The following is a 26,625-nucleotide window of genomic DNA, read 5'->3' as shown; positions in this document are numbered from 1 at the left end:
TTACTCGCAGCCACAAATACGTCACCAAAGCGTCACGCGGCGCAGCTAACCCCGCCGTCACGAAAGCCGACGCCTGCGCGCGGACTGTTGAAGAGGATGTTTGAATGCCCAGCCTGACCGCCCTTGGAACTGCGTTTACCGAAGATTTCAACAGCCTCGCGGCCTCGGGTACGAGCTCGACCTTGCCAATGGGTTGGTTCTTCAGCGAATCCAGCAACAACACGGTCTACACTGCCGGAACTGGTTCCTCGAACGCCGGCGATACCTACAGCTTTGGTGCTGCGGGAAGTTCGGAACGAGCGCTGGGGCAGTTGCGGAGCGGATCGACCATATCGACGATTGGGGCAACCTTCACCAACAACACCGGTGCTTCGATATCGACGCTCCAGATTTCCTATACGGGTGAACAGTGGCGTCTCGGCGCAGCTAGCCGTCCGACAGCAGACCAGATGAACTTTCAAATCAGCTTCGATGCCACCAGCCTAACGACCGGCACATGGACCGACATCGATGCGCTCGATTTCATCGCACCCGTGACGGCAGGCACCGTGGGCGCGCTCGATGGGAATTCTGCGGCCAATCAGCGCTCCGTCTCGTCAACGCTGACGCTCGCCAACGCCATTGCCGATGGGGCGACGTTCTGGATTCGCTGGGTTGATGTCGATGTTGCGAACTCGGACGACGGTCTGGGCATCGACGATTTCTCGATCACTGCGCTGGGTCAGGCCGCCAATCCGGGTGTCTTCTCGATCGCTGCGGGCTCGGCCAACGAAGATACCGGCACTGTCGATCTGGTCGTCACCCGCACCGGCGGCAGCAGCGGTGCGGCGACGCTGACCTATTCGGTCACCAACATCACCACCAGCGCGAACGACTTCCTGGCGCTCGGCAACACCATCGAATTCGCAGATGGCGAGACCAGCAAGACGATCAGCATCCCGATTGCCAGCGATACCGTGTTCGAGGGCGACGAGACCTTCCAGATCAGCCTCGACTCGACGACGGCAGGGACCATCGGCACCGCAACCGGTGTGGGGACGATCCTCAACGATGATGCGTCGCCCGTCGCGACGCTGTCGATCGCGGATGCCACGGTGACCGAAGGCAACAGCGGCACGACGCAGATCACCTTCACGGTCACGCGGACGGGCAATGCCAGCGGCGACGCGGCGGCAGACTATACGCTGACGTTCGGCAACGCCGACGCCGACGACTTTGCGCCCAACACGCCCTCGCTCGCTCGCGTGATCCTGGTCGATGGCGTGCTGACCGACGTGATCACGCTCGAGGTCAAGGGCGACACTGTGGTCGAACCCAACGAGACGTTCACGCTGACGCTGTCCAATGCCAGCATGGGCACACAGATCGGCAATGGCGTGGCCACCGGAACGATTCTCAACGACGATGTGGCTCCGCTGGCCAACGTGTTCATCAACGAGATCAACTACGATCCCGCCGGCACCGACACCAACGAGACCATTGAGGTTGCGGGCCAGGCCAGCACCGATCTTACCGGCTGGAGCCTGGTGCTTTACAATGGCAACGGCGGGGCAGTCTATTCGACCCTGGCGCTCAGCGGGACGATCGCCGACCAGAGCAATGGCTTCGGGACGGTCGCGGTGGCCGCCCCCGGCCTGCAGAACGGCGCGCCCGATGGTATCGCGCTGGTCGATGCGCAGGGCCGCGTCGTCCAGTTCCTCTCCTATGAAGGCGCGATGACCGCCACCAACGGACCCGCGCAGGGTCTGACCAGCACCGACATCGGCGTGCTGCAGAACAACGACACCATCGGCAACTCGCTGCAGCTGACCGGCACCGGATCGAGCTATGCCGATTTCACCTGGGTGGCGGGCCAGGCCAACACCTATTCGGCGGTCAACACCGGGCAGACCTTCCTGTCACCCAACGCGCCGGGAGAAATCCGCATCGGCGATGCGGTTGTGGTCGAGGGCGACAACGGCACCCAGAACCTGGTGTTCACCGTGCGGCGTGCCGGTGGCACCGCGCTCACCACGACCGTGGATTACACGGTGAACCTTGATGGCACCGCCAATGCAGGCGATCTGGCCGCCGGCGCGACCCTGACCGGAACCATCAGCTTTGCGCCCGGCGTCAGCGTCCAGCAGATCATCGTGCCGGTGCAGGGCGATCTGCTGCCCGAGGGCAACGAGACGCTGAGCGTCTCGCTCGCCAATGTCACCAACGCCAGCATCATCGATGGCCAGGCCACCGGCACGATCACCAACGACGATCCCGTTGACCTCGCGATCTTCACCATCCAGGGCCTGGGCCATCGTTCGGAGTTCGTAGGCCAGACGGTGATCACGCGCGGCGTGGTGACGGCGGTCGATACCAACGGCTATTATCTGCAGGACGTGACCGGCGATGGCGATGCGCGCACATCGGATGCGATTTTCGTGTTCACCAGCACCGCACCCGGTCGCTCGGTCGGCGACTCCGTCGAAGTCCGCGGAACGGTGACGGAAGCGCTTCCTGGCAACAACACGAACAACCTCACCACCACGCAGATCAACCAGACCAGCGCGACGCTGATCTCGGCTGGCAACGCCTTGCCGGCCGCAACGCTGATCAGCGCCGGGCCCGGCGGGGTCCTGCCGCCGACCGACGTGTTCGATAACGACAATTTCCTGGTCTATGATCCCGAAAACGACGCTGCCGATTTCTATGAATCGCTCGAAGGCATGCGGGTCACCGTGGCCGCGCCGCTGGTCACCAGCCCAACCAACGAATTCGGCGAAACGTTCGTGGTTGCCTCGGGCGGTGCCGGGGCAACGGGTGTCAACGCGCGCGGCGGCATCACCATCTCGGGCAATGCCGACGGGTTTGACGATTACAACCCCGAGCGGCTGCAGCTGGATGACGACAGCGGCCTGTTTGCCGGGTTCACGCCGAACTACACGCAGGGCGATGTCCTGTCCGACGTTACCGGCATCATCAGCTACAACTTCCAGTCGTACGAACTGCTCGTCACCGAAGCCGTGACCATCACGACCGATGCGGGCACCCCGACGCGCGAAACCACCGCGCTGTTCGGCACCAGCGATCGGCTCACGGTCGCGACCTCCAATGTCGAAAACCTCGATCCCACCGATGGCGCGGTGAAGTTCAACCTGCTGGCCAGCGACATCGTCTTCAACCTGCGCGCGCCCGACATCATTTCGCTGCAGGAAGTGCAGGATGCCGACGGTGCAGGCAGCGGCACCGATTACTCGGGTACGGTCACGGCGAACCTGCTGATCTCGGCGATCACGGCCGCAGGTGGCCCGCAATACGCCTATGTCGAGGTCGCACCGACCGCGAACAACACCACCGGCGGCGAGCCCAATGGCAACATCCGCAACGGGTTTCTCTATCAGGTCAACCGGGTCGACTATGTCGAAGGCAGCGCCACGCTGGTTCCCGGCGCCGCCTTTACCAACAGCCGTTCGCCGCTGGCCGCGACCTTCACCTTCAACGAGCAGTCGATCACCGCAATCGGGGTGCACTCGACCTCGCGCGGCGGCAGCGATGCGCTGTTCGGTGCGACCCAGCCCCCCGTCAATGCCGGTGAGGGGGCGCGCATTGCGCAGTCGCAGGCAATCCGCGCCTATGTCACCAATATCCTGAGCAACGATCCCGGTGCCAACATCGCGGTGCTGGGTGATTTCAACGGCTTCTATTTCGAAGAGTCGCTCGAATTGCTCGAAGAAGGCGGCGTCCTGTCCAACCTGCTGCGCACGCTGCCGGAAGAAGAGCGTTACAGCTATTATTTCGATGGCAACGCTCAGGCGCTCGACAACTTCCTGGTGACTCCGGGCCTGCTGGCCGATGTGATCTTCGATCCGGTGCACATCAATTCGGAACAGCCCGATGGCCCCAACCGCGCGTCGGACCATGATCCGTCGGTCGCCTCGTTCCTGCTGCCGCTGCCCAACGCTGCGCCGACCAATCTGGTGATCAGCAACGCTACGGTCGCTGAAAACAGCGCCGCCGGTTCGGTGATCGGGACGCTCAGCGCCACCGACCGCGCCAGCGACACGCTGACCTATACGCTGACCGACAACGCCGGCGGCCGGTTCGTGGTCGATGCAGCGACCGGCGTTGTGACGACAGTGGCGGGCCTCGACTTCGAGGCGACCCCGACCCTGACGATCAAGGCCACCGCAACCGATCAGGGCGGCCTTAGCACCGAGCAGAGCTTCACCGTCGCGGTCAGCAACGTCAACGAAGCCCCCAGCGCTCAGGGCGACATGGTCGCGGTCAACGAGGATGGCACCACCGGCAATCTTTGGACCCAGCTGCTGGGCAACGATACCGATCCCGACGCAGGCAGCGTACTTTCGATCAGCGCGGTCGATGACAGCCAGACGCTGGGCACGCTGATCTTCGATCCGGTATCGCAGAGCCTGCGCTATGTCGCCGACGACGACAGCTTCGACGAGCTTGCTCCGGGCCAGACCGTGACCGACCGGTTCACCTATACCGTACGCGATGCGGGCGGACTGACCAGCACCGCAACGGTCGAAGTCAAGGTCACCGGCGTGGCCGACGGCATCACCCGGTTTGGCGGGCTGTTCAGCGACACGCTGAACGGCACGGCGGGCGAGGACACGCTATATGGCCTGACCGGCAACGACACGCTCAACGGTCTGGGCGGCCATGACGAACTGTGGGGCGGCATCGGCAACGACAAGCTCTTTGGCGGTGACGGCAATGACATGCTCTCGGGCGGTATCGGCAACGACACGCTGATGGGTGGCAATGGCAACGATCGCCTGTCGGGGGATGTCGGCAACGATACGCTGACTGGTGGGGCTGGCCGCGACTCGTTCGCCTTCAGCTTTGTGGCAGGCAACGACACGATCACGGATTTCGACACGGCGCTCGATGTGATCCTGCTCGACAACGGTGTTGATATCACCCGCACCCGCGTGCGCGACTTCAATCGCGATGGCATCGACGATCTGGAGCTGACGCTGGAATTCGGCGGCACGGTGACCTTGCTGGGCGTCAGCGATTTCTCTGCGGTCAACATCCAGCGCGATGCCTTCCCGGTGTTCTCGGAAACGCTGTTCTGATCGGCGTCCGGGCGGCCGAAAGCCGCAGTTACCTTTGATCGGCCTGCCGGTGGGCGGGCCGATCGATGGCCGCCCTGGATGAAGCTTTGGTCCTGCCGCAGGCCGGTGAAGGCGGGCGGCTGTCCGGCTAGCCGGTAACCGACAGCATCTCGGCCAGCCGTCGCAAGGTCGGAAGACAGCGCAGTTCCAGCTCTTCGGCGCTCAGCCGCGCGGCCTGCGTCCCGACGCCGTGCCGCCAACCCTGCCAACGTGTCCTCCGATACCAATTCCGGTGTCGGCCAATCTAGCAGCAAAACACGATCATCCTATCATATTGTCCCCACCCGCAAGGCAGACGGTGGCGTATATTCTCAGGCCGTCGCGACGGCAGGGCGCTGCAGGCACAGCAGCGCAGCCGCCGAGACCAGCGAGCCTATGGCCATGCCCAGCGCGACGGCAGGAACGCCCAGATCGATGCTGAACAAAAGACCCGCCACGATCGGCCCCGCAGCAGCACCCCCGCGCCCGACACCGATGACAAACCCGGTACCGCTGCCGCGCACCGGAGTCGGAAAAGCCTGGGCGATCAGCGCATAAAGCCCGACGACACCGGCATTGGTGAAGAACCCCGCGGCGGCGGCCACCGTTGCCAGCGTCGCGATATCGCTTTGTCCTTGGCCGAATGCGGCGACAGCCATGAAGGACAGGACCATTGCGCCGACCAGCAGCCCGCGCACCGGGTAGCGCCAGCTGAGCGCGCTGAACAGCAGTGCGCCGCCCAGTCCGCCGACATTGGCCCAGACCAGCACGCCGCCGGCGGCCGAGGCCGCATAGCCCATGTCGACGACGATCTTGGGGATCCACTTGAGGATGAAGTAGAAGGTCATGATGTGGCAGAAATAGGCAAGGGTGAGCAGCAACGTTGTGGCCAGCAACCGCGGTGCGAACAGCTGACGCATGCTGGCCTTGGGCGCATTCGCGTCGACCTCGGGTAACATTGCGGTCTGCGGATGACCCATCCGCTTGAGGATCGCGTTGACCCTCGCCAGCGCATTGGCGGGCCGCTTGTGGACCAGAAAGCCGATGGATTCGGGCAGCAGCAGGAAGGTGATCGGCAGGAACAATGCCGTGACCCACGCGCCGAAGCTGAAGATGTCGCGCCAGTTGCCATCGACCAGCAGTTGCGATGCGAACGAGCCCCCCAGGATCGCCCCGACCGGATAGCCGGCGGCCATCAGCGCAACCGCCAGGCTGCGCGCACGGGCGTTGGCAAGCTCTGCCACCATCGCATTGGCGCAGGCCAGCATTCCGCCGATACCCAGGCCGGTGAACAACCGGAAGACCGACAGCTCGGTGACATTGCCTGCCAACGTTGCCGCACCCATCCCGGTGGCCATGATCGCGAGGCACAACAGCGTCGTGGGTCTGCGTCCGATCCGATCGGACAGCGTGCCCAGCAGAATCGACCCTGCCGCCATCCCGATCAGCTCCATGGACAGCACAAAGCCGAGCGCCGCCCGGTCGATGCCCCATTCGGCGGCAATGCCGGGCGATGCAAAGCTGATCGCCAGCACATCGAACCCGTCGAGCGCGTTGAGCAGGATGCACAGCACGATGGCGGCTATCTGTAGCCTGCCCATCGGCGCGCGATCCAGCACGGCGCGTACATCCTGTGTCATCCGATCACCCTCTCCGGTGCGATGCCGCAATTCGGCCCTGGATATTATGGTTGCTGTTCCGCCATGACCATCAGGGCATCCAGCGCAACCACGCCTTGGCCGCAAGGATAGACCATGACGGGATTGAGGTCGATTTCGCGGATGCCCGGCTCTGCCAGCATGATGCGGCCAAGCGTGGCCACCATCTGCGCCACCGCATCCACATCAAGCGCGGGAGAGCCGCGAAAGCCGTGCAGGATCGCGGCGCTCTTGAGCAGCCCCAGTTCGCGAACGATCGCGGCATGGGGCAGGTCGGGTGGCAGCAACCGGACATCCTGCAGGATTTCGGCCGTCACTCCGCCGAAGCCCACCAGAATGACCGGGCCCCATTCGGGATCATTCTTCGCACCGATAATCAGCTCGGTCCCGCGCGCGCCCATCGCCTCGACCAGCACGCCATCGAGCACCATCGCCGTATCATAAGCCGCGACATTGGCGTGGAGCCGGTCCCAGCCGGCACGCACGGCGTCCGCATCGGCAAGGTTCAGGATCACCCCGCCTGCATCGCTCTTGTGGCTGAGCGAGGGGGATTGCGCCTTGATAACCACCGGAAAGCCAAGTGCCGTGGCCGCGTCCACCGCCGCTTCAACGCTGGTGCATATAACGCCCTGCGGAAAGGCGATGCCCAGCGGCGCCAGGATCTGCTTGGCGCGGTATTCCGGAATGACCGCCTCGCCGTCGGGCAATCCTGGTGCGGGCAGGGGGGCGGCGTCGCTCGCCTGAAAATCGCGCCGCGCCAGCGCGTTGAGCCGCTGCAGCGCCCGCAACGCGCGCTCGGTCGACGGGAAATAGGGAATGCCGAGCGCGCGCAACTCGCCGACGAATTGCGGGCCGACCTGTGCGCCTTCGTCGAGCCCGGCAAGGATCACAGGCTTGCCCGGGACCAGCTCGCGCACCGCGCGCAGGATTGGCGGCAGCTTGATACCCACCGTCACCGGATCGGTCTGGATGATCCCGGCCAGCACGCTGCCGAAGCGATCATCGTCAAACACCGCCGCCAGCGTGCGATAATACAGATCAGGATCGACCAGCCCCTGCGCGGTGAGATCGAGCGGGTTGCTCACCCCGACAAACTCGGGCAGCGCCGCCCGCAGCGCAGGGGCGTTTGCGTCATCCACGACGGGCAGATCGAGCCCCAGGGCCTCGCACAGATCGAGCGTCAGCGCCTTGAATGCGCCGGATTCGCCCAGCACCGCAGGGCCGCCTGCGGGTATCGTCGGGCACCGCAGCGCGATTTCAGCGATGTCGCCCAGCTCTTCGAGTGTTTCAGCAAACACCACCCCGGCGCGCTCCACCTTGAGCCGCAACAGCTGATAATCGCCCGCCATCGCGCCTGTGTGGGTTGCGGCGGATTCGCGCGCGGCGCTGCTCTTGCCGGGGTGCAGCAGCACGATCGTCTTGCCCTGCGCGCGCGCGCGCCGTGCCGCGGCGAGAAAGCGCTGCGGCTTGCGGAACTGTTCGACGATCATCGCGATGACCCGGGTCTGGGGGTCGTCGATCAGATATTCGACATAATCTTCCACCCCGCTCGCCGCCTCGTTGCCGGTGGAGATCGAGAATGACAGGCCGAGGTCCCGGCTGGCCAGCGTGGTGCACAGCACGCAGGCCATCGCTCCGCTTTGCGAGACCACGCCGATGCCGTCGCGGGTGCCGAGCGGTGTTGCAAGGGTTTCGACGAACGTCAGCGGAATGCGGTCGATGAAATTGGTCATGCCCAGGCAATTGGGCCCCTCGATCACCATGCCGCTGGCCGCGGCGATGCGGCCGATGGCCCGCTGCTCTGCCACACCCTCTTCGCCGCCTTCGGCAAAGCCGGCGGAAAAGATGATCGCCGATCCCACCCCGCGCTCTGCCAGCGACCAGATCGTTTCGAGCACCGCTGCGCGCGGAATGGCAAGCACCGCGCAGTCGACGTTGTCGGGCAGCGCGGCGACCGAGGGCAGGCATGGCCGTCCCTCGATCTGGGCCCGCTTGGGGTTGATCAGGTGGATATCGCCCGCAAACCCGTTGCGCAGGAGATTGGACAGCACCGAATTGCCCAGCGCACCGGGTTTTTCCGATGCGCCGACGATCGCGACCGACCGGGGCCGCAGCAGGCGGTCGAGCGCGGCGGCTCCGGTGGTAGTGGCGGGCGGAAGGACGGTGTCGACGGACATGTCAGGGCGCTTTCCGGATGGCGTCTGGGTCGGATCAGGCAGAGGTCTTCGATCGGTCATAGGCGCCCAGACCCGGCTTGTAGGTCTTGTCGTCGATGAACTGCTTGATCCCTTCCTTGCGGCCGTCATTGTCGAAGCTGTTGGCGGCTTCCTGCGCGCGGATCAGATAATCCTCGGCATTGTCATAGCTCATCTCGCGGACCCGGCGGATGGCATCCTTGGTGGCCTTCAGGGCGATCGGGTTCTTCTTGAGCAGCACATGGGCCACTTCGTTCACGCGCGCGCTGAGCTGGTCGAGCGGCAGCGCCTCGTTGACAAAGCCCCATTGCGCGGCGGTCTTGCCATCGACATTTTCGCCCATCATCGCGTGATACATCGCGTTGCGGAAACTGGTGAGTTCGGTTGCGACCTTGGCCGCGCCGCCGCCGGGCAGGATGCCCCAGTTGATTTCGGACAGGCCGAACTGCGCCTCGTCGGCCGCAAAGGCGAGGTCGCAGGCGAACAGCGGACCATAGCCGCCGCCAAAGCACCAGCCGTTGACCATCGCAATGGTGGGCTTCTGGTACCAGCGCAGGCGGCGCCACCAGCCATAGCTCTCGCGCTGGGCACCGCGGGTGCCGCGCAGGCCTTGCGCTTCGGTCTCCCGGAAATATTCCTTCAGGTCCATGCCCGCCGACCAGGCGGTGCCTTCACCGCTTAGCACCAGGACGCCGACATCCTCGCGAAATTCGAGCGCATCAAGCACCCGCATCATCTGGCGGTTAAGCCGCGGCGACATGCAGTTGCGCTTGTCGGGGCGGTTGAAGCTGACCCATGCAATGCCGTTTTCGACGGTGTAGGACACGGTGGCGAGTTCGACCGGATCGATACCGTCGATGTTCAGGATATTGGTCATGTCAGAGGCTTTCCGAGATAGGCGTTGCAAGAAGGGTGTCAGATGGGGAAATGGCCGGGCTGGGTCTCGATGGTGATCCAGCGCAGGTCGGTGAAACTGTCGATGCCCGCCTGGCCGCCGAACTTGCCATAGCCAGAGGCCTTGGTGCCGCCGAAGGGCATCTGCGCCTCGTCGTGCACGGTGGGGCCGTTGACATGGCAGATGCCGGACTTGATCTGGCGCGCCATCCTCAGCCCGCGTGCGGTATCGCGGGTGAAGGCCGAGGCGGACAGGCCGTATTCGGTATCGTTGGCAAGTTCGATCGCGTGCGCCTCGTCGCGCGCGCGGATGACGGCCACGACAGGACCGAAGCTCTCTTCGCGGAACAGCCGCATGTCCGGCGTCACGCCATCGATGACATGCGCGGGCATCAGCACGCCATCGGACGTCCCGCCGTTGATCTGCCGTGCGCCGCTGGCGACGGCATCGTCGACCAGCGCCTGCACATGCGCCACCGTCTTCAGGTCGACGACCGCACCCAGCGGAGTCTTGCCCTCGCGCGGATCGCCCACCGCCAGCGTGGCGACCTTGGTGCTGAACTTTTCCGCAAAGGCATCGGCGATGGCCTCCACGACGATGATCCGCTCGGTCGACATGCAGATCTGCCCCTGGTTCATGAAGGCGCCGAAGGCGGCCGCCTTGACCGCTTCGTCGAGATCGGCGTCGTCGAGCACGATCAGCGGCGCCTTGCCGCCCAGCTCCAGCAGCACCGGCTTGAGATGTTCGGCGGCGCGTCTGGCGATGATCCGGCCCACGGCGGTGGAACCGGTGAAGTTGATCCGCCGCACCGCAGGGTGATCGATCATCGCGCCGACGACATCCCCGGCGTCTTCCGGGGCATTGGTGATCAGGTTGACGATACCGTCGCCCAAACCGGCCTCAACAAACGCCTCGACGATCAGCGCATGGGTGCGCGGGCATTGTTCCGATGCCTTGAGCACCACGGTGTTGCCGCAGGCCAGCGGTACCGCGATCGCGCGCACGCCCAGGATGATCGGCGCGTTCCAGGGGGCGATGCCCAGCACCACCCCTGCTGGTTCGCGCACCGCCATCGCGATGCAGCCGGGCTTGTCGGACGGAATCACCTCGCCGCTGATCTGGGTGGTCAGCGCGGCGGCCTCGCGCACCATGCCGCTGGCAAGCATCAGGTTGAACCGCGCCCAGCCTTCGGTCGCGCCGATTTCGTTCATCATCGCATCGACAAAGGCATCGGCCTTGGCGTCCAGCGCATCGGCAGCCTTGGCAAGCCGCGCGCGGCGGGCGTTGGGTCCCAGCGCGGACCATGCGGGGAAGGCGGCAGCGGCGGCATCGATCGCAGCGCAGGCGTCTTGCGGAGTCGCTGCGACCGCCGCCGTTGCGGCGGCGCCGGTAACCGGGTTATGGCGTGTGAAGGTTGCGCCGGCCACCACGGGCGCGCCACCGATGGAAAGGGAGATGGTGTGCATCTTGGGGATTCCTCTCACTCACTCTTATTGCTATATAGCATAGCTATAATGATTGTTATGCACAATAGCGGTTTTGAGATTTTATGACGGATCTCGCGGTCACGGATGCAGAGCCCGGGCGGCTGGCCGATCCTCTGGAGGATCTGCTGGGATACTGGCTGCGGCGTGCGTCTGGCGTGATGATGGCAGACCTCGGGGTGGGGATGGCCGAGGCGGATCTGCGCCCGACGGAGGCGACGATTCTCATCCTGATTCGGGCCAACCCCGGACTCACGCAGAGCGATATCGGGCGGGTGCTTGGCATCGCGCGCGCCAACATGGCACCTCTGATGGGGAGGCTGCAAAAGCGCGGCTTCATCCAGAAGGTGCGGGTCGATGGACGCTCGCAGGCGCTCACGTTGACCGAAGGCGGCATGGCCAAGGTCGAGGTGGCCCAAGCCATCATCGACGCGCACGAGGCGCGGTTCCAGTCGCGGATCGATCCGCAGATGCTGCCAGGGATGATCTCTTCACTGAGGGCGCTGGTCGGCACCTAGCGCTTTGGGCTGGCAATTCCGGCGTCGGCTTTCGGACCGGTGACAGCCCTGCGCCGGATACCCCGGTCTGGCCGCCATGCGAAGGTCGGTCAGTCCGCGCGCAGATACGCCAGCGACATGCGCGCCAGTTCGTGCTTCATCTGGTTCCAGTCATAGGCATGGACCGCCTCGACGCCCGTGCCTAGACTCAGCTGCCGCGCCAGCGTGGCAAAGATCACATGATAGCACGATTGCGCGCGAATCCTGTGATCATCGGGATTGCTCCCGCCGAATTCACCGGCATGCGCCAACAGCGCCTCGGTCATGTCGGTTTCCGCGCGCAAGGCCTGCTGGTTGCCCGGGATCGCCACCAGCGGATCGAACTCGGCCCGCTCCATCGTCAGGCGCAGCAGCGGGGCGTGCTTGCGCAAGATTTCGGCATAGCCTTCGACATAGGCGAAGAGAAAGCGCGCAAGCTCCGCGCAGTCGGCGTTGAGCCGCTGCACCAGGGCTGTTTCCTCCTGCGACAGCGCTTCGAGCGCTTCGGCGATCACCCCGCGGACCAGATTGTCCTTGCTCTCGAACCGCAGATAGATCGATCCGATCGAGACCTGCCCGCGTTCGCTGACCTCCTGCAACGTGAATTCCTCGTTGCCACGCTCCAGCATCAGGTTGCGCGCCGCTTCGAGCATGCGCTTGAGCGATGCCAGCGATCGGCCCTGCTGCGGCTTTCGGCTGACGTCCGCCACCGCAAGGGTTTTGGGCTCAGCCTTCTTCTTCATCATGCTGCCGTGCATGGTGAGGCTCCGTCCACGGCAGGGTCAAGGGCGTGCTGAATCACAGGCATCGAACCATCCGCTACTAATTCTCAGGATCAGTATACAATGCGCTGCGAATGGCTTTTGTGCAACTGCGAAAACATCCTTAATGAGGGTTTTTTGGCATTTTTCCGCCAATCAGGCAGGGCTTGCTTCCTTCATCCGGTAAAAGATGCCGCTCTCGTCCTGACCGGTGAGCTCGAGCACGCCGGTCACCACGATCATCTTGGTCTCGTTGGTGGGGAAGGGGATGTCGGCATACACCTCGATGAACTGGTTGGGCACCGCATGGAAATGGAAGGGGCAGCCCGGCGGATACGCGAGCAGCACGAAATGCTTCTGGCGGCCGCCGGTTTCCAGCGGCTTCATCCAGCCGGCCACCTTGATCCGCTTGCCCGCCAGGGACTTGACCGCCGGCGTGAACAGCGGCTTGGAATAAAGATAGCCATCCTTGCCGGTGCGGGTCTGCTCCTTGGTCGCCTCCAGCACCGCCCAGGACACGCCGCCCTTGGGGGTTGCAGCGGGCTTCCAGACATCATCGACGGGCGCCTTCTTGCCCTGTTGCATCGCGGCGTGACCCGCGGTCTGCGGCACGGCAATCAGGCTCAGGGCGGCGAGGGCGATCAGGGGCAGGCGCATGGAAGCTATCCTCAGCTGTAGCGGGCAAGCGTGGTGGCAAGGTCGACCCGGAAGATCCGGATCGCGGGGATCAGGGCGGCGACAAGGCCGATGACAAGCGCGGCGAGCAGGATCACGCCTTCGCCGGGAAGGAAGCGCAATGCCGAAAGACCCAGCTCGCCCAGTGTGGGGAAGCTGGCGGCAGCGAGCGCTATCAGAGCATGCGCGGCAGCGATGCCGCCCAGCGCGCCGAGCGCCGCGATCAGCAGGCCTTCGAACAGGATGGTGCCGAACACCATCGCGGGGCTCGCCCCCATCACGCGCAGCAGCGCCAGATCGCCCTCGCGCGCGCGGGTCGCGCTCCACAGGGCGACGAACAGGCTAAGTCCGGCGGAGATCGCGAGCAGCCAGCCGAAGAGCCGGGCGCCCTCGATGATCGATCCGAAGAGCCCGAGCAGCCGTGCCGCCTCGGCAGCGGGCGCTGCAGCCTGCAAGGCGCTCTGGCGGTTAATCTGCGTCGGCAGGCGCAGGGCGGCCGAGGCGTTGCGATAGCGCACCAGCAGCGCGGTGATCTCCGGCTCCATGCCAGGCGTCACGGGGCCAGCCTCGTCATCGTCATGATGGGCGGCGTCATCATGATGCTCTTCGCCCTCATGCTCGGAATGATCGGCATGATCGGCATGATCGGCCTCGGGCTGATGGCCTGCGTCATCCGCATGGTCGTCATGACCCTCGTCGTGATCATGCGCGATGCCGTGGACGTCCCAGACCGATTCGACCGAAGTGAGGATCAGCCGGTCGAGCACGGTTCCGCTCGGGGCCAGGATGCCGACCGTCTCGAACGGCGCATGATCGTGGCCCTGGCCGTCTTCCTCGCCGGTTTCCAGGCCGTGGCTGCCGATGAACTTCTGTCCCAGCGTCGCGCCAGTGCGTCGCGCCACCTCCGCGCCCAATACCACTTCGCTGGGCTTGGCGAAGCTGCGGCCCTGGGCCACGTTTGCGCCATACAACGGCAGCAACTGGTCATCGCTGCCGACGATGCGGAAGCCTTCGAAATTGTCGCCCAGTGCCAGCGGCACGACGCGCGCCACGCCAGGATCGGTGCGCAGCCGTTCCAGCTCGCCCAGCGGAATGTTTCCGGTCGGCACGTCGATATGATAGACGCTGGAGAGCACCAGCTGGAGCGGCGATCCCTTGGCGCCTACGACCAGATCGATCCCGCGCGCATCGCGTTCGAACCGCTCACCCGCCTGCTGTGCGAACTGCAGCAGCATTACCAGAGTCGCAACGGCGATCCCGAGCAGCAGCGCATTGAGCGCCACCGTCAGCGGGCGGTCGCGCATATAGGCCAGCGCCAGGCGGATCATGCCGCCGCCTCGGTCTGCCTGCTCGGGCCGATCTGCCGGACCGAAGGGAAGTGGTCGCGCAGCCGATCGTCATGCGTCACGATCAGCAGGCTCGCCCCCGCCTCGTGCGCGCATTCGCGCAGCAGGGCCGCAACCTTCTGCATGTTGTCGTGGTCGAGCGCCGATGTCGGCTCGTCGGCGATGATCAGGTCGGGCCGGCCGATCAGCGCGCGCGCAATGGCGGCACGCTGCGCCTCGCCCTGGCTGAGCTCGCGGGGGCGGGCATGGGCGCGATGGCCAAGGCCCAGACGGTCGATCAGCATCGCCACGCGTTCCTGCTCGGTGCCATGGCCGCTCAGCCGCTGGGCCAGTCGGAGATTGGCGGTGAGATCGAGCGCAGACACCAATTTGAGCGTCTGGAACACCAGCCCGATACGCCGTCGGCGCAGATCGTCGCGCGAGCCGGGTCCTATGCCCGTCATGCGCTCGCCGCCGATGGTGATGCTGCCTGCATCCGGGGTCAGCAGACCGCAGATCAGATTGACCAGCGTGGACTTGCCGCTGCCCGATGCACCGATGAGCAGGCTCTGTTCGCCCGCCGCCATGTCGAAACCGAAATCATCGAAGATCGTGCGTCCGGCATAGCGGAACGCCAGATTGTGAATCGCAAGGCTCATGACAGGATTGCGGCGGTCAGTCCTTGGTCGCGGTAAATCGCTGCGACTGGCTGGCGTTGGCATCGGCAGACACCGGGGTGAAAGCCGGGCTGGCTGAAGATTTCTGGGCGTTTTCGGCGCGTGCCTGTTCGCTCTGTTCCGTGGTCTGCTGTTCCGATGCAGCCGCGCGCTGGTCAGCCGGCGGCGCATTCTTGTCGGCAGGAACGGCCCAGGCCGCGTGCTGCGCAAACGGGTTGATCCGGGTAAAACCAAGACCTTCCAGGTCGCACGCGTTCGCCGTCTGAGCGGATGCGGCAAACCCTGCCAGACCGATGGTTGCTGCTGCCAAGATTCGCATGGTCGACACCCCTTTGCTATGAAGTGGCAACGTTACAACATATCAGGGAAGCTTGGCAAAGCCTTTGTTCGGATCGTGGATTTTAAAAGCCCGTGCCGCTCAGGCATGGAGATGCGCCTTGGGGTGTCGTGCGGCCCAGTTGGCCAGATGGGCCATCGCCAGAAGCATGCTGCCGATGCTGCTGATCGCGATCTCCTGCATGTCGGTCACGGGAAGCACCAGCGCCAGAACCAACAGGCTCAGCCCCGCAACGCCGGTTACCAGAATTCCCATGCGGGCCCGCTTGGCGGCCCTCACCAGGATCGTCAGACTGACGGGCCCTGCAATCAGCACGATCCACAGATGCAGGTCGAATGGCAGATCGAACGTCCGGCTGAGCGCGGGGGACCAGGCCAGCACCAGCGGTAGGAAAAGGCAGTGCGCCAGGCACAGGATCGATGCGGATATGGCAAGCCCTTCTGCCAGATCACTGGCTCTGGGCGTATCGCGCACCCGCGCCTCGGCGTCGCTGTCCATCGGTGATTTCTCCCCTTGTGCAATCTTGGCGCGATCTATAATGATATAACATCACATATCAAGCTGGAGAATGTTTCCCATGCCGATTTCGTCGCCCGCCCTGGACCGGAAGCTGCCCGTCACGGTGCTGTCGGGCTTTCTCGGTGCCGGCAAGACCACCTTGCTCAATCACATACTGGCCAATGTCCAAGGGCTGCGCGTTGCGGTGATCGTCAACGACATGTCGGAAGTGAACATCGATGCTGCGCTGGTCCGCGGCGGCGAGGCGGCGCTCAGCCGCGCGAGCGAAGAGCTGGTCGAGATGACCAATGGCTGCATCTGCTGCACCTTGCGCGACGATCTGCTGAAAGAGGTGCGCAGCCTCGCCGAAGCGGGGCGGTTCGATTATCTGGTGATCGAGAGCACCGGCATTTCCGAGCCGCTTCCGGTCGCTGCCACCTTCAGCTTTCGCGACGAGGCGGGCGAATGCCTGGGCGATGTCGCGACGCTCGACACCATGGTCACCGTTGTCGATGCGGTGAACCTGCTCAAGGACTATGCCAGCCACGAATTCCTCGCTGATCGCGGCGAATCGCTGGGCGAGGATGACACGCGCAGCCTGGTCGGGCTGCTGGTCGAGCAGATCGAGTTTGCCGATGTCATCATCATCAACAAGGCGTCCGATGTCAGCGCCGAGCATCTCGCCACCGTCACCAAGCTGTGCGCGTCGCTGAATGCCGACGCGCGTATCATCACCGCCGATCGGTCGAAGGTCGATCTTGGCCAGATCCTGGGCACCGGCCTGTTCGACGATGATCGCGCTGCGGAACATCCGCTCTGGGCCAAGGAGCTCTATGGCTATGCCAGCCATCGCCCGGAGAGCGAGGAATATGGCATAGAAAGCTTTGTCTACCGCGCCCGCCGTCCGTTCGCGCCGCAAGCCTTTTACGATTTTCTGACCGGCGAAGGGCTGGAAGGCGCGGTGCGGGCCAAGGGCTTTTTCTGGCTCGCGACGCGCCCGGCCTGGGTCGGCGAACTCGCCGTGGCAGGGTCGCAGACGATGACCGCGCGGATGGGGCGCTGGTGGGCGTCGGTGCCGAAGAACCAGTGGCCAGATGACAACCAGTTCGAGCAGTTCGTCGCGCACAACTGGGACCTGGAATGGGGTGACCGGCGGCAGGAGCTGGTGTTCATCGGCATCGGCATGGACGAGGCGCGGCTGCGCGCCGGGCTCGACGCCTGCCTGGTACAGGCCGATGGCTATACGCCCGAACGCTGGCAGCCGCTGCCCGATCCGTTCCCCGAATGGGGCGCAAACGCCCGCATTCTCGACCGCGCACTGGAGAGTGCCTGAGCCATGGCAGCGCTGAACGTTCTCGAACCCGCATCGGCCGCCACCCACCGGCGCTGGGAGGCGATCCGCGATCCCCGAACCCGGATCGTCATCGATGAGAATGCGGTGCTGCTGCCGCGGGGCGATATTCAGCCGCTGCTGGATATCGCCCCCTTCGGCCATCGCGCTGCAGGACGCCCCGACGCCATCCTGGCGGATATGCCGCCGTTGCCTGATGCGCTGGGCGCCGCAATCGCCGATCTGGCTGCAGATTTTGCGCGCGTGATGGGCTGCGACACCGTGCGGGTCCGGCTGGAGGGCGTGACTGGCAATGCCTGCCGCAAGGTGCATGCCGATTACACCGACCTCAGGCTGATCTGCACATTGGCGGGTCCAGGGACCGATTACACCCTGGGCGACGATCCCGACGGCGCGCTGCTGTGCATCCCCACCGGAATGGTGGCGCTGTTCAAGGGGCATGAATTCGGCCCCGGTCATGCCGCCTGCCTGCACCGTTCACCGCCGATCGAGGACAGCGGCGAGCGCAGGCTGGTGCTGGTGATCGATACGCCCGCGCGGAATGCCGCCGAGCGATGATGCGCTGATCAGAACAGGGCGTCGTCGAACAGCGCGTCATCATCGTCGAGCGCGCCGGGGCTGTCCGGCGCGCCGACGTTCGCGACAATCAGCGGCGCCATGCCGGGCAGCAGGAACTGGTCGTGGATGACGCGCTCGCTCGCCATGGTATAGCTGCGTGCCATGTCTTCCAGGATGGTTCTGACCGGATGATCGGGCCTGTCGGCCAGCATGCCTGCGGGGCCGATTTCCGCCTTGAGCAGCGCCTCGATCTGTTCGAGCGCATCTCCCAGGTCGAGGCTCCGCTCGAGTTCGTCGGTGGTCGACCGAAGCGCACCCAGAAGCCCGCTGGCCATGGTCTGGGACACCGCCATCGCATCCTCGGTCAGCTGCGCCCCATCGGCAATCGCGCTGAGCGACTGGTTCAGCCCGCCACCCCCTTGCGCATCATGATCTTTGGCCTGTTCGCGCATCCGCAACGAAATGGCGTTCAGGTCTTCCGCCTCTGCCGTGATGGCCGCGATCGTCTCATGCAGCGCATCGGAGTGCGCCCGGATTTCCTCCGCGATGACCGCCACCGGCCGGCTGATGCTTTCGACCCGCCTGCACCTCAGGCCGATGTTGATCGCCATCTGCTGGACCTCGATCCGCAGGATGCGCATGGCGGCGGCTCGGCCGGCCAGATCGTCCACCGTGTCGACGATGATGCGCAGCGTCTCGGCCGCCTGGTCGTCGGTCTTGCGCAGCTGGGTGATCATCGAATCGGCTTCGGCGATGCCCGCCTCGAGATTGCGCAGGAACACATTGCCATCGCCGTCGCTGCTGCCCTTGCTGAGCGCGATCAGGCGGTCCGCCTCCGGCACCATTGCGCGCAGCGATGTGACCAGCAGCCGGGTTTCCCGCCGAAACTGGTCGCCTGCGGCCACCACATGCGCCAGCAGCAGCTGCAGGATGTGGTTGCGCGCGGCGTTGCGGTCGCCCTCTTCCAGCTCGGTCTCGGCCAGCATGGCCTGCAGGCTCTCATAGCCCGCCAGCACATGTTCCAGCCATTGCCGGGCAATATCGCCCACCTGGATGGCAGCCAGCACGCCGGCCACATTGGCCTGGATCGACCGGGCGAGCGTCGCCGTGTCGTCGGCAAGCGCAGCCAGCAGCGCCTGGTGCGCCCGCAGCGCGGCGGCATCGGCTTCAAGCCGGTCGGGGACCTGGGGCACCACCCGTTCGCATTCGCTGGCCAGCAGCCGGTCGTGATATTCCATGCTGCGCAGGCTGGCGCCCAGCTCGTCCAGCTTGGTCTTCAGCCCCACCACCTCGACCTGGCCGACCTTGATCTGCCCCGACATGGTATTGGCAAAGTCCACGAACGTTTCGGCCCCTGATGCTGCGATCTTGACGTTGAGCCCGTAGATATCCAGCACCCGCAGCGCCCTGTGGACCTCTTCGACATGCAGCGACAGCCGGCGCGAGGCTTTTTGGATGGCGCCGATCTCGCTTGCGCGGTTCCGGGTCTGCGGGCCCACCTGCGACAACCGCCGCGCCGCCATCGTCAGGTTGCCCACCGCTGCTGCGCCGTTGCCAGACTGGAAGCTCGATGTCGCCTTGTGCAGCGCGGCGACAATCCCGTCGATCGATCCCACGGCCTGCACCAGGGTGTTGCCGACCTGGACGAAACGCGCATCGATGCCCTGGGTGATATCGCTCAACAGGTCCTGAATGGTATCCTGTGCGAAATCTGGCGGCGGCAGGGACTTGAGGGCAGGGCGCATGTCATTCTGGCCTTTCTTCGCCGGGGCATGGACCGCCCGGCAGCGCCCGTTCAGGCAAGTGTCTAGCGTGCGGTCGCATGGAGCAGTTCGCGGGCGATCGCGCCAAGCGGGACAATCTTGTCGACGGCATCGCGGGTGATGGCTTCCTTGGGCATGCCAAAGACCACGCAGGTTGCTTCATCCTGGGCAAAGGTGCGCGCACCGCCCTGTTTCATTTCCAAAAGGCCCCGCGCGCCATCATCGCCCATGCCGGTCATGATGATGCCGACCGCGTTGGATCCTGCGCTGTTCGCGGCGGACCGGAACAGCACGTCGACCGAGGGGCGGTGGCGCGATACCAACGGTCCTTCGCGCACCGAAACCAGATAGCGCGCACCCTGGCGCTGCAGCAGCGTGTGCCGCCCGCCCGGAGCGATCAGGACATGGCCGCGCATCACCGTGTCGCCGTCCTGCGCTTCCTTGACGCTGACCTCGCACAGCCCGTCGAGCCGCTTGGCAAAGGCGCGGGTGAACTGTTCGGGCATATGCTGCACCACGACGATCCCGGGGGAGTTGGCGGGCAGCGCCATCAGCACTTCGCGCAGCGCCTCGGTGCCTCCGGTGGATGCGCCGATGCACACCACCATCTCGGTCGTCCGGCTCATCGCGCGGCCGGTGGGCGGCATCAGCATGACATCGGCGGTCAGCTTCTCCTGCACCTGCACCGGGCGCGTCTGGGCCTTGCGTCCGCGCACCCTTGCCCGCGCCGCGCCCTTGACCGTCTCACGGATCATCATGCGCGATTCGGTCAGATGATCGGCAACGCCCATGCGTGGCTTGAGGATCACATCGACGGCGCCTGCCTCCAGCGCATGCATCAGCGTTTCCGAGCCTTCCTCGGTCAGCGACGAGCACATCACCACCGGCACGGGGCACTGTTCCATGATCTTGCGCAGGAAGGTGATGCCATCCATCCGTGGCATCTCGACATCCAGCGTGATGACGTCGGGCAGTTCGTCCTTGATATAGCGCGCGGCCGCAAACGGGTCCGATGCTGCGCCGATGACCTCGATCTCCGGGTCTTCCTGCAGCACCGACGTCAACGCCTGGCGCACGCTGGCGCTGTCGTCGATGATGAGCACGCGGATCTTGGGGACGGCCATCTGTGTCAAATCCTCTGGAAAATCGTGTTGCTGACGCTCTTCATGCTGCGGTCGAGCCCGACGTTCGATTCCGAATGGCCCAGCAGAAGGTATCCGCCGGGCGCAAGCTGCTCGCACAGGCGCTCGACCACGGCTGTCTGGGTGGGCTTGTCGAAATAGATCAGCACGTTGCGGCAGAAGATCAGGTCGACGGGATCACCGATGGGATAGTGGTGGTTCATCAGGTTGAGGCGGCCGAAGCTGACCTTCTTGCGCAGCGCCGGCGAAATGCGCACCTCGCGCCGCGATCGGTCCTTGGGCTCCATGACATAGCGGCGGCGCATCGCGGCCGGCACCGGCTCCACCATCTCTGCAGGGTAGATGCCCTTGATGCCGGTCTCGAGCATGTTGCTGTCGAGATCGGTCGCCAGGATTTCGTAATCGGGCCCGCCATGGGCCTGCGCGTAATCATCGAGCACCATCGCCAGGGTATAGGGCTCTGCCCCGTTCGAGCAGGCGGCGCTCCAGCAGCGCACGGTCCGCCGACCCTCGCGGCTGTAGGCGGGAAGGATCTGCGACACGATGTAATCGAAATGATTGCGCTCGCGGAAGAAGTCTGTCTTGTTCGTCGTCACCGCATTGAGCAGCGCGTCGATTTCTTCGCGCGCGACGTCGCTGCTCAGGATGTGCGCGCAATAGGCGTTGAGATTGGCGTGGCCGGTGGCGCGCACCCGCCGCCGCAGCCGGCCCTCGAGCATCGTGGTCTTGGACGGCGGCAACCGGATGCCTGCCTCGCTGTAGATCAGGCTGGCCAGCGCGCGGAAATGCTGCGGGCTGATGGCATCCGGGTTGAACACGGGCGCGCGCAGAAGCGGGGCGGCCATCGTCATGCCGCCTTCGCACTGGCGGACAAGGCGGGGGTTTCTGCGGCCGAGAATATGCTGGCGACATCGATGATCACGACAAAGCCGTATTCGCGGCGGACCACACCGGTAATATAATCCGAATTCCACCGCACCCCGATATCGGGGGCCTTTTCGACCTGGGCGGGTTCGATGGTGGTGACACCCAGAACCCGGTCAATGACCACGCCCAGCGCCAGCGCACGGTCTGGCAGCGGCATGTCCAGGATCAGGATGCGGGTTGCCAGCGTGGGCGTGGCCGGCGGCAGGCCTAGGCGGACGCGCAGGTCCACCGTCGGCACGCCTTCGCCGCGCACATCGGTCAGGCCGAGGAAATAGTCCGGGCCGTTGGGGACGTGGAACGGCTGGACATGGTCCAGGATCTCGCGGACCAGCGTGACCGGCACGGCGAATACCTCGTCGCCCAGGCCGAATTCGACCACCTGGATTTCGGACGGGGCGCTCATGCGGCCTGTCCGAAATCGGCGTCATCCTGATCCAGACCGCCGCGATCGAGATCCAGCGCGAAGCCCTTTGCGCGCTCCTGCTGATGCGCCACCGAGTTGGGCTTGCCGCGTGCCGCTGCAGGGGCGGGCTTGGCCTTGCCAGCGGGGCGGCGCGGCGCGGTCTTCACCGCCGGGCGCGCCATCCGCTCGGCAGCGGGCTTGCCTGTGCGTTCGCCCATCTGAAAGAAGGCGATGCTCTGCTGCAGCTCTTCGGCCTGGCCGGCCAGTTCTTCCGACGTCGAATTGATCTGTTCGGATGCAGCGGCATTCTGCTGCGTCACCTGATCGAGCTGCTGCAGCGCTTCGTTGATCTGTGCGGTGCCGATGTCCTGCTCGCGGCAGGCGGCACTGATCTCGGAGACCAATTCGGCGGTGCGGCGGATGTCGGGCACCAGGCGGCCCAGCATCTCGCCCGCCTCGGTGGCGGCTCGCACCGTTTCCGATGACATGGTGCTGATCTCGGCGGCCGCCCCCTGGCTGCGTTCGGCCAGCTTGCGCACTTCGGATGCCACCACGGCAAAGCCGCGGCCATGCTCACCGGCGCGCGCCGCCTCGACCGCAGCGTTGAGCGCAAGCAGGTCGGTCTGGCGGGCGATTTCCTGCACGATTCCGATCTTTTCGGCGATGGTCTGCATCGCGCTGACCGCCTTGTTCACGGCTTCGCCGCTGTGTTCGGCGTCCTTGGCGGACTGGCGGGCGATCTTCTCGGTCTGGGCGGCATTGTCGGCGGTCTGTTTGACGTTGGCCGCCATCTCTTCCATCGATGCGGACGCCTGTTCGGCCGCTGCAGCCTGTTCGGTGGCGCCTTGCGACACCTGCTCGGAGCTGGCGGCGAGTTCCTGGCTGCCTGCGCCGACCTGATCGGCCGCGCCGCCAATGTTGATCGCAAAGCGCGTCAGGCTGTCGACGAGATTGTTGATCGAATCCTTCATCCGGCGGTGATCGCCTTCGCATTCGATCTCGACCCGCTCGATCAGCGAACCCGTGCTCACCTGGTCGAGCACCCGGTTGCCTTCCGCGATGGGCAGCAAAATCGCATCGAGCATTCCGTTGATGCCATGCACGACCTGACCGAAATCGCCGGGGAAGTCGCCGGCGTTGCCGCGTTCCTGCAGCTGTCCTGCCGTGGACGCATCGATCAGGCGATGAATTTCGCCGATGATCGCCTTGAAGTTGCCGCGCAGCAGTTCGATCGTGTCGTTGATGAACGCCTTCTTGCCGGGCAGCTGCTCCATCGGCGCGTCGAAATTGCCTTCGCCAAACTGCCGGACGCAGGCCATTGCCTTCTTCTTGGCCGCGATGTGATTGACGACCATCGTGTTGACCGAATGCGCCATGGTCGCGAAATCGCCATGGAACTTGTCGGCCGGAACAAACACGTCGATATCGCCCTTGTCGTGCTCGGCCGACATGTGGTTCATTTCGGCGATCAATCCGCGCAGGTTGCCCCGCAGCAGCTCGATGGTATCGTTGATGAACGCCTTCTTGCCAGGCAGCTGCTCCATCGGCGCCTGGAAGTCGCCCTCGGCAATGCCCCTGACACAGGCCATCGCCTGCTTCTTGACGTTGATGTGGCTGGTCACCAGCGCGTTGATCAGCTGCGCAACCTCGCTGAAATCGCCGCGGAAGTCGTCGGGGCGAAGGCAGACATCGATATCGCCGCGAACATGCTCGGCCGACACGGTCTCGATCCCGCGCTTCAGCGCCGCCACGGGCGCGTTCATGGTATCGAGCAGATCGTTGACCGCCGCCAGGGTCTCGCGCGCAGGTCCCGTGGCCTGCGAAAGGTCCAGACGGGCCCGCGTATCGCCGTTGCCGATCGACTGGGTCAGGCGACGAATGTCCTCAATGGCGACATCCGCGTGCGAACTGGGCTTCAAGGTGATGGATGGGCGCAGCATGAAACAGGCCTCCTGGGCTGGTTAAGGTGTTGAAAGTTCTGGTGGAGTTATCCGGGGAGACGCTTGATCAGGCGGCCTGCCCGAATTCGGCGTCATCGTGATCCGCACCGCCGCGATCGAGGTCGAGCGCGAAACCCTTGACCCGATCCTGCTGGTGCGCGACCGAGTTTGGCTTGGCCCGGGGGGCTGCAGGCTTGGCAGCCTTGGCCTTTTGCACGGGGCGCCGCAGAGCCTTGGCGGCCGGGCGGGCATGGCTGGCGCCAGCGCCGGCTGCATGGGGATCCACGCGGAAGTAGGCGATGCTCTGCTGAAGCTCTTCGGCCTGGCTGGCCAGTTCTTCCGATGTCGCACTGATCTGTTCGGACGCAGCAGCATTCTGCTGGGTCACCTGGTCAAGCTGCTGGATCGCCTGGTTGATCTGCGCGGTGCCGATGTCTTGTTCGCGGCAGGCGGCGCTGATTTCGGAGACGAGCTCTGCGGTGCGGCGGATATCGGGGACCAGCCGGCTCAGCATCTCGCCCGCCTCGACAGCGGCCTTGACCGTTTCCGACGACATGGTGCTGATCTCTGCGGCAGCCCCCTGGCTGCGTTCGGCCAGCTTGCGCACTTCGGATGCCACTACCGCAAAGCCGCGGCCATGTTCTCCGGCCCGCGCCGCTTCGACCGCGGCGTTGAGCGCCAGCAGGTCGGTCTGGCGGGCGATTTCCTGGACGATGCTGATCTTCTCGACGATGGTCTGCATCGCCTCGACCGCCTTGCTGACGGCAACACCGCTGTTTTCGGCATCCTTGGCGGACTGACGGGCAATCTTTTCGGTCTGCGCGGCATTGTCGGCGGTCTGCTTGACGTTCGCCGCCATCTCTTCCATCGATGCGGATGCCTCTTCGGCCGCCGCGGCCTGTTCGGTCGCGCCCTGGGATACCTGTTCCGAGCTCGATGACAGTTCCTGGCTGCCCGCAGCGACATTGCCGACCGCAGCGACCGTATCCCCGACCACGGTCCGCAGCCGCTCGATCATCGCGATCAGCGCGGTGCCCAGCTTGTCCTTGTCCGACAGGGCGGTGTGCTCGATCGTCAGGTCGCCGTCGGCAATCGCTTCCGCCAGGTTCGCCGTCTGCCGCAGGTTCTTGCGCAGCAGCTCGATGGTGTCGTTGATGAAAGCCTTCTTGCCGGGCAACTGCTCCATCGGCGCGTCGAGATCGCCTTCACCGAACAGGTGGACACAGGCCAGCGCCTTCTTCTTGGCGGCGATATGGTTGATCACCATGGTGTTGACCGCATGGGCCATCACCCCGAAGTCTCCCTGGAACTTTTCGGCCGGGACAAACACGTCGATGTCGCCCTTGTCGTGCTCTGCCGACATCAGGTTCATCTCCGCGATGAGGCCGCTGAGGTTGCCGCGCAACAGTTCGATGGTGTCGTTGATGAAGGCCTTCTTGCCAGGCAGCTGCTCCAGCGGTGCCTTGAAATCGCCCTCGGCAATGCCCTTGACGCAGGTCATCGCCAGCTTCTTGACGCTGATATGGCTGTCGACCAGGCCATTGATCGCCTGTGCAATCACCGCGAAATCGCCCGGGTAGTCGGCGGGGCGCAGGCTGACGTCGATGTCGCCGCGCGCGTGCTCGACCACGACATGGTCGATTCCGGTCTTGAGCGCCTGAACGGGCGCGGTGAGGCTGTCGACCAGCTCGCCCACGGCAGCCAGCATGTCCCGGGCCGCGCCGGTCGATCCCGACAGATCGATGCGGACGTGTGTGTCACCGCTTCTGACGGCCTGTGTCAGGCGACGGACCTCCTCGATCGCAGCATCTGCATGAGAGGTCGACTTCACGGAAAAGGACGGGCGCAACATGAAACGGGTCTCCTGATTGAATGGGTCTCGCCGGGTGCGTGGCGTGTGCTACGAGCACGCGGCGTCGGTATCGGTCCTGAAAATCGCGCCCAGGTTGGGCAGCACGATGATGCCGCCGGATTGCCGGACGAGATCGTGGATGAAGTCGCGGCGCCAGCGCATGCCGACGGCGGGCGGCGTTTCGGCATCGCTGCGATTCAGCGTGGTCACTTCGTGCACCTTGTCGGTGCGCATGCCGATCTGGGTGGCCTCGCCGCCGATCTCGATCTCGATGACGATGATCCGGCTGTCGACGGTGACCTGGGCGGGCGGCATGTCGAAGGCCAGCCGCAGATCGGCGATGGGGATGATCTTGCCGCGAAAATTCACCACGCTGCTGACCAGCGGCGGAGCGCCCGGCACCTTGGTTTCGGGCAAAAGGTCCAGAATTTCGCGGACCAGCATGGCCTCCACCGCCAGCGTCTCTTCGCCAAGATCGAAGGTCAGCACTTCCAGCTGGCCATGATCGTCCCAGCGTGCCGAAGGGGGTCTGGAGAGAATATCCTGCATAAG

21 protein-coding genes are annotated in these 26,625 nt (G+C 64.8%); 4 read left to right on the top strand and 17 right to left on the bottom strand.

Going from position 1 to position 26,625, the window contains the following annotated elements; all coding sequences use genetic code 11:
* The first annotated feature begins 104 nt into the window (after positions 1 to 104).
* Positions 105 to 5,078 (top strand): Calx-beta domain-containing protein, encoded by a 4,974-nt coding sequence (locus LI72_RS19140; protein ID WP_052129899.1) that lies wholly within the window; start codon positions 105 to 107, stop codon positions 5,076 to 5,078.
* A 350-nt stretch (positions 5,079 to 5,428) separates the two neighbouring features.
* Here the strand turns inward: LI72_RS19140 and LI72_RS14580 are convergent, their stop codons facing one another.
* Genes LI72_RS14580 through LI72_RS14565 form a run of 4 tightly spaced genes read right to left on the bottom strand, consistent with a single transcriptional unit; the run spans position 5,429 to position 11,310 of the window.
* On the bottom strand, positions 5,429 to 6,736 hold the full coding sequence (locus tag LI72_RS14580; protein ID WP_033926644.1) for an MFS transporter: 1,308 nt from the start codon (positions 6,734 to 6,736) through the stop codon (positions 5,429 to 5,431).
* Positions 6,737 to 6,780: 44 nt separating this feature from the next.
* Entirely contained in the window at positions 6,781 to 8,931 is a 2,151-nt protein-coding gene (locus LI72_RS14575) for an acetate--CoA ligase family protein (RefSeq protein WP_033926643.1), read from the bottom strand.
* Between the two features lie 34 nt (positions 8,932 to 8,965).
* On the bottom strand, positions 8,966 to 9,826 hold the full coding sequence (locus tag LI72_RS14570) for a p-hydroxycinnamoyl CoA hydratase/lyase (RefSeq protein WP_052129898.1): 861 nt from the start codon (positions 9,824 to 9,826) through the stop codon (positions 8,966 to 8,968).
* Between the two features lie 38 nt (positions 9,827 to 9,864).
* Entirely contained in the window at positions 9,865 to 11,310 is a 1,446-nt protein-coding gene (locus LI72_RS14565; RefSeq protein WP_052129895.1) for an aldehyde dehydrogenase, read from the bottom strand.
* An 83-nt stretch (positions 11,311 to 11,393) separates the two neighbouring features.
* Between LI72_RS14565 and LI72_RS14560 the strand changes: the two genes are divergently transcribed.
* The gene (locus tag LI72_RS14560) at positions 11,394 to 11,846 is read left to right on the top strand and encodes a MarR family winged helix-turn-helix transcriptional regulator (RefSeq protein ID WP_033926642.1); all 453 of its coding nucleotides are present in this window, start codon (positions 11,394 to 11,396) and stop codon (positions 11,844 to 11,846) included.
* Between the two features lie 89 nt (positions 11,847 to 11,935).
* On the opposite strand, the gene LI72_RS14555 is transcribed toward LI72_RS14560, so the two are convergent.
* The 6 genes from LI72_RS14555 to LI72_RS14530 form a co-directional block, all read right to left on the bottom strand.
* Positions 11,936 to 12,622: a TetR/AcrR family transcriptional regulator gene (locus LI72_RS14555; RefSeq protein WP_033926641.1), complete on the bottom strand. Its 687-nt coding sequence runs from the start codon at positions 12,620 to 12,622 to the stop codon at positions 11,936 to 11,938.
* A 159-nt stretch (positions 12,623 to 12,781) separates the two neighbouring features.
* The gene (locus LI72_RS14550) at positions 12,782 to 13,282 is read right to left on the bottom strand and encodes a DUF3299 domain-containing protein (protein ID WP_033926640.1); all 501 of its coding nucleotides are present in this window, start codon (positions 13,280 to 13,282) and stop codon (positions 12,782 to 12,784) included.
* An 11-nt stretch (positions 13,283 to 13,293) separates the two neighbouring features.
* Positions 13,294 to 14,628, bottom strand: a complete 1,335-nt coding sequence (locus LI72_RS14545; protein ID WP_033926639.1) for an ABC transporter permease — start codon at positions 14,626 to 14,628, stop codon at positions 13,294 to 13,296.
* Positions 14,625 to 15,284: an ABC transporter ATP-binding protein gene (locus LI72_RS14540; protein ID WP_033926638.1), complete on the bottom strand. Its 660-nt coding sequence runs from the start codon at positions 15,282 to 15,284 to the stop codon at positions 14,625 to 14,627. The genes LI72_RS14545 and LI72_RS14540 overlap by 4 nt, the downstream gene beginning before the upstream one ends.
* 16 nt (positions 15,285 to 15,300) lie before the next feature.
* Positions 15,301 to 15,621, bottom strand: a complete 321-nt coding sequence (locus tag LI72_RS14535; protein ID WP_033926637.1) for a hypothetical protein — start codon at positions 15,619 to 15,621, stop codon at positions 15,301 to 15,303.
* Between the two features lie 99 nt (positions 15,622 to 15,720).
* A complete protein-coding gene (locus tag LI72_RS14530) occupies positions 15,721 to 16,137 on the bottom strand; it encodes a MerC domain-containing protein (protein WP_052129892.1) in 417 nt (138 codons plus the stop codon).
* 79 nt (positions 16,138 to 16,216) lie between these two features.
* Between LI72_RS14530 and LI72_RS14525 the strand changes: the two genes are divergently transcribed.
* Positions 16,217 to 17,470: a GTP-binding protein gene (locus tag LI72_RS14525; protein WP_156139627.1), complete on the top strand. Its 1,254-nt coding sequence runs from the start codon at positions 16,217 to 16,219 to the stop codon at positions 17,468 to 17,470.
* Positions 17,471 to 17,473: 3 nt separating this feature from the next.
* The gene (locus tag LI72_RS19135) at positions 17,474 to 18,046 is read left to right on the top strand and encodes a DUF1826 domain-containing protein (RefSeq protein ID WP_052129889.1); all 573 of its coding nucleotides are present in this window, start codon (positions 17,474 to 17,476) and stop codon (positions 18,044 to 18,046) included.
* Positions 18,047 to 18,054: 8 nt separating this feature from the next.
* On the opposite strand, the gene LI72_RS14515 is transcribed toward LI72_RS19135, so the two are convergent.
* The 7 genes from LI72_RS14515 to LI72_RS14485 form a co-directional block, all read right to left on the bottom strand.
* Positions 18,055 to 19,791 carry a hypothetical protein gene (locus tag LI72_RS14515; RefSeq protein ID WP_033926636.1) on the bottom strand — a complete coding sequence of 579 codons (1,737 nt, stop codon included), beginning with the start codon at positions 19,789 to 19,791 and terminating at the stop codon, positions 18,055 to 18,057.
* A 62-nt stretch (positions 19,792 to 19,853) separates the two neighbouring features.
* The gene (locus LI72_RS14510; protein WP_033926635.1) at positions 19,854 to 20,933 is read right to left on the bottom strand and encodes a protein-glutamate methylesterase/protein-glutamine glutaminase; all 1,080 of its coding nucleotides are present in this window, start codon (positions 20,931 to 20,933) and stop codon (positions 19,854 to 19,856) included.
* 5 nt (positions 20,934 to 20,938) lie between these two features.
* Complete coding sequence (locus LI72_RS14505; RefSeq protein ID WP_156139626.1) at positions 20,939 to 21,802, bottom strand: CheR family methyltransferase; 864 nt, start codon at positions 21,800 to 21,802, stop codon at positions 20,939 to 20,941.
* Positions 21,799 to 22,281: a chemotaxis protein CheW gene (locus tag LI72_RS14500; protein WP_033926634.1), complete on the bottom strand. Its 483-nt coding sequence runs from the start codon at positions 22,279 to 22,281 to the stop codon at positions 21,799 to 21,801. The genes LI72_RS14505 and LI72_RS14500 overlap by 4 nt, the downstream gene beginning before the upstream one ends.
* The gene (locus LI72_RS14495; RefSeq protein WP_197051921.1) at positions 22,278 to 24,221 is read right to left on the bottom strand and encodes a methyl-accepting chemotaxis protein; all 1,944 of its coding nucleotides are present in this window, start codon (positions 24,219 to 24,221) and stop codon (positions 22,278 to 22,280) included. The genes LI72_RS14500 and LI72_RS14495 overlap by 4 nt, the downstream gene beginning before the upstream one ends.
* Before the next feature lie 67 nt (positions 24,222 to 24,288).
* The gene (locus LI72_RS14490; RefSeq protein WP_197051920.1) at positions 24,289 to 26,073 is read right to left on the bottom strand and encodes a methyl-accepting chemotaxis protein; all 1,785 of its coding nucleotides are present in this window, start codon (positions 26,071 to 26,073) and stop codon (positions 24,289 to 24,291) included.
* Between the two features lie 48 nt (positions 26,074 to 26,121).
* Positions 26,122 to 26,622 carry a chemotaxis protein CheW gene (locus tag LI72_RS14485; protein WP_033926633.1) on the bottom strand — a complete coding sequence of 167 codons (501 nt, stop codon included), beginning with the start codon at positions 26,620 to 26,622 and terminating at the stop codon, positions 26,122 to 26,124.
* Positions 26,623 to 26,625: the final 3 nt, after the last annotated feature.

It is taken from the genome of Sphingomonas sp. 35-24ZXX (genome assembly GCF_000786215.1).
Classification (GTDB): domain Bacteria; phylum Pseudomonadota; class Alphaproteobacteria; order Sphingomonadales; family Sphingomonadaceae; genus Blastomonas.
Note: the sequence above shows the minus strand (reverse complement) of the source record. Positions and strands in the feature narration are given on the sequence as shown.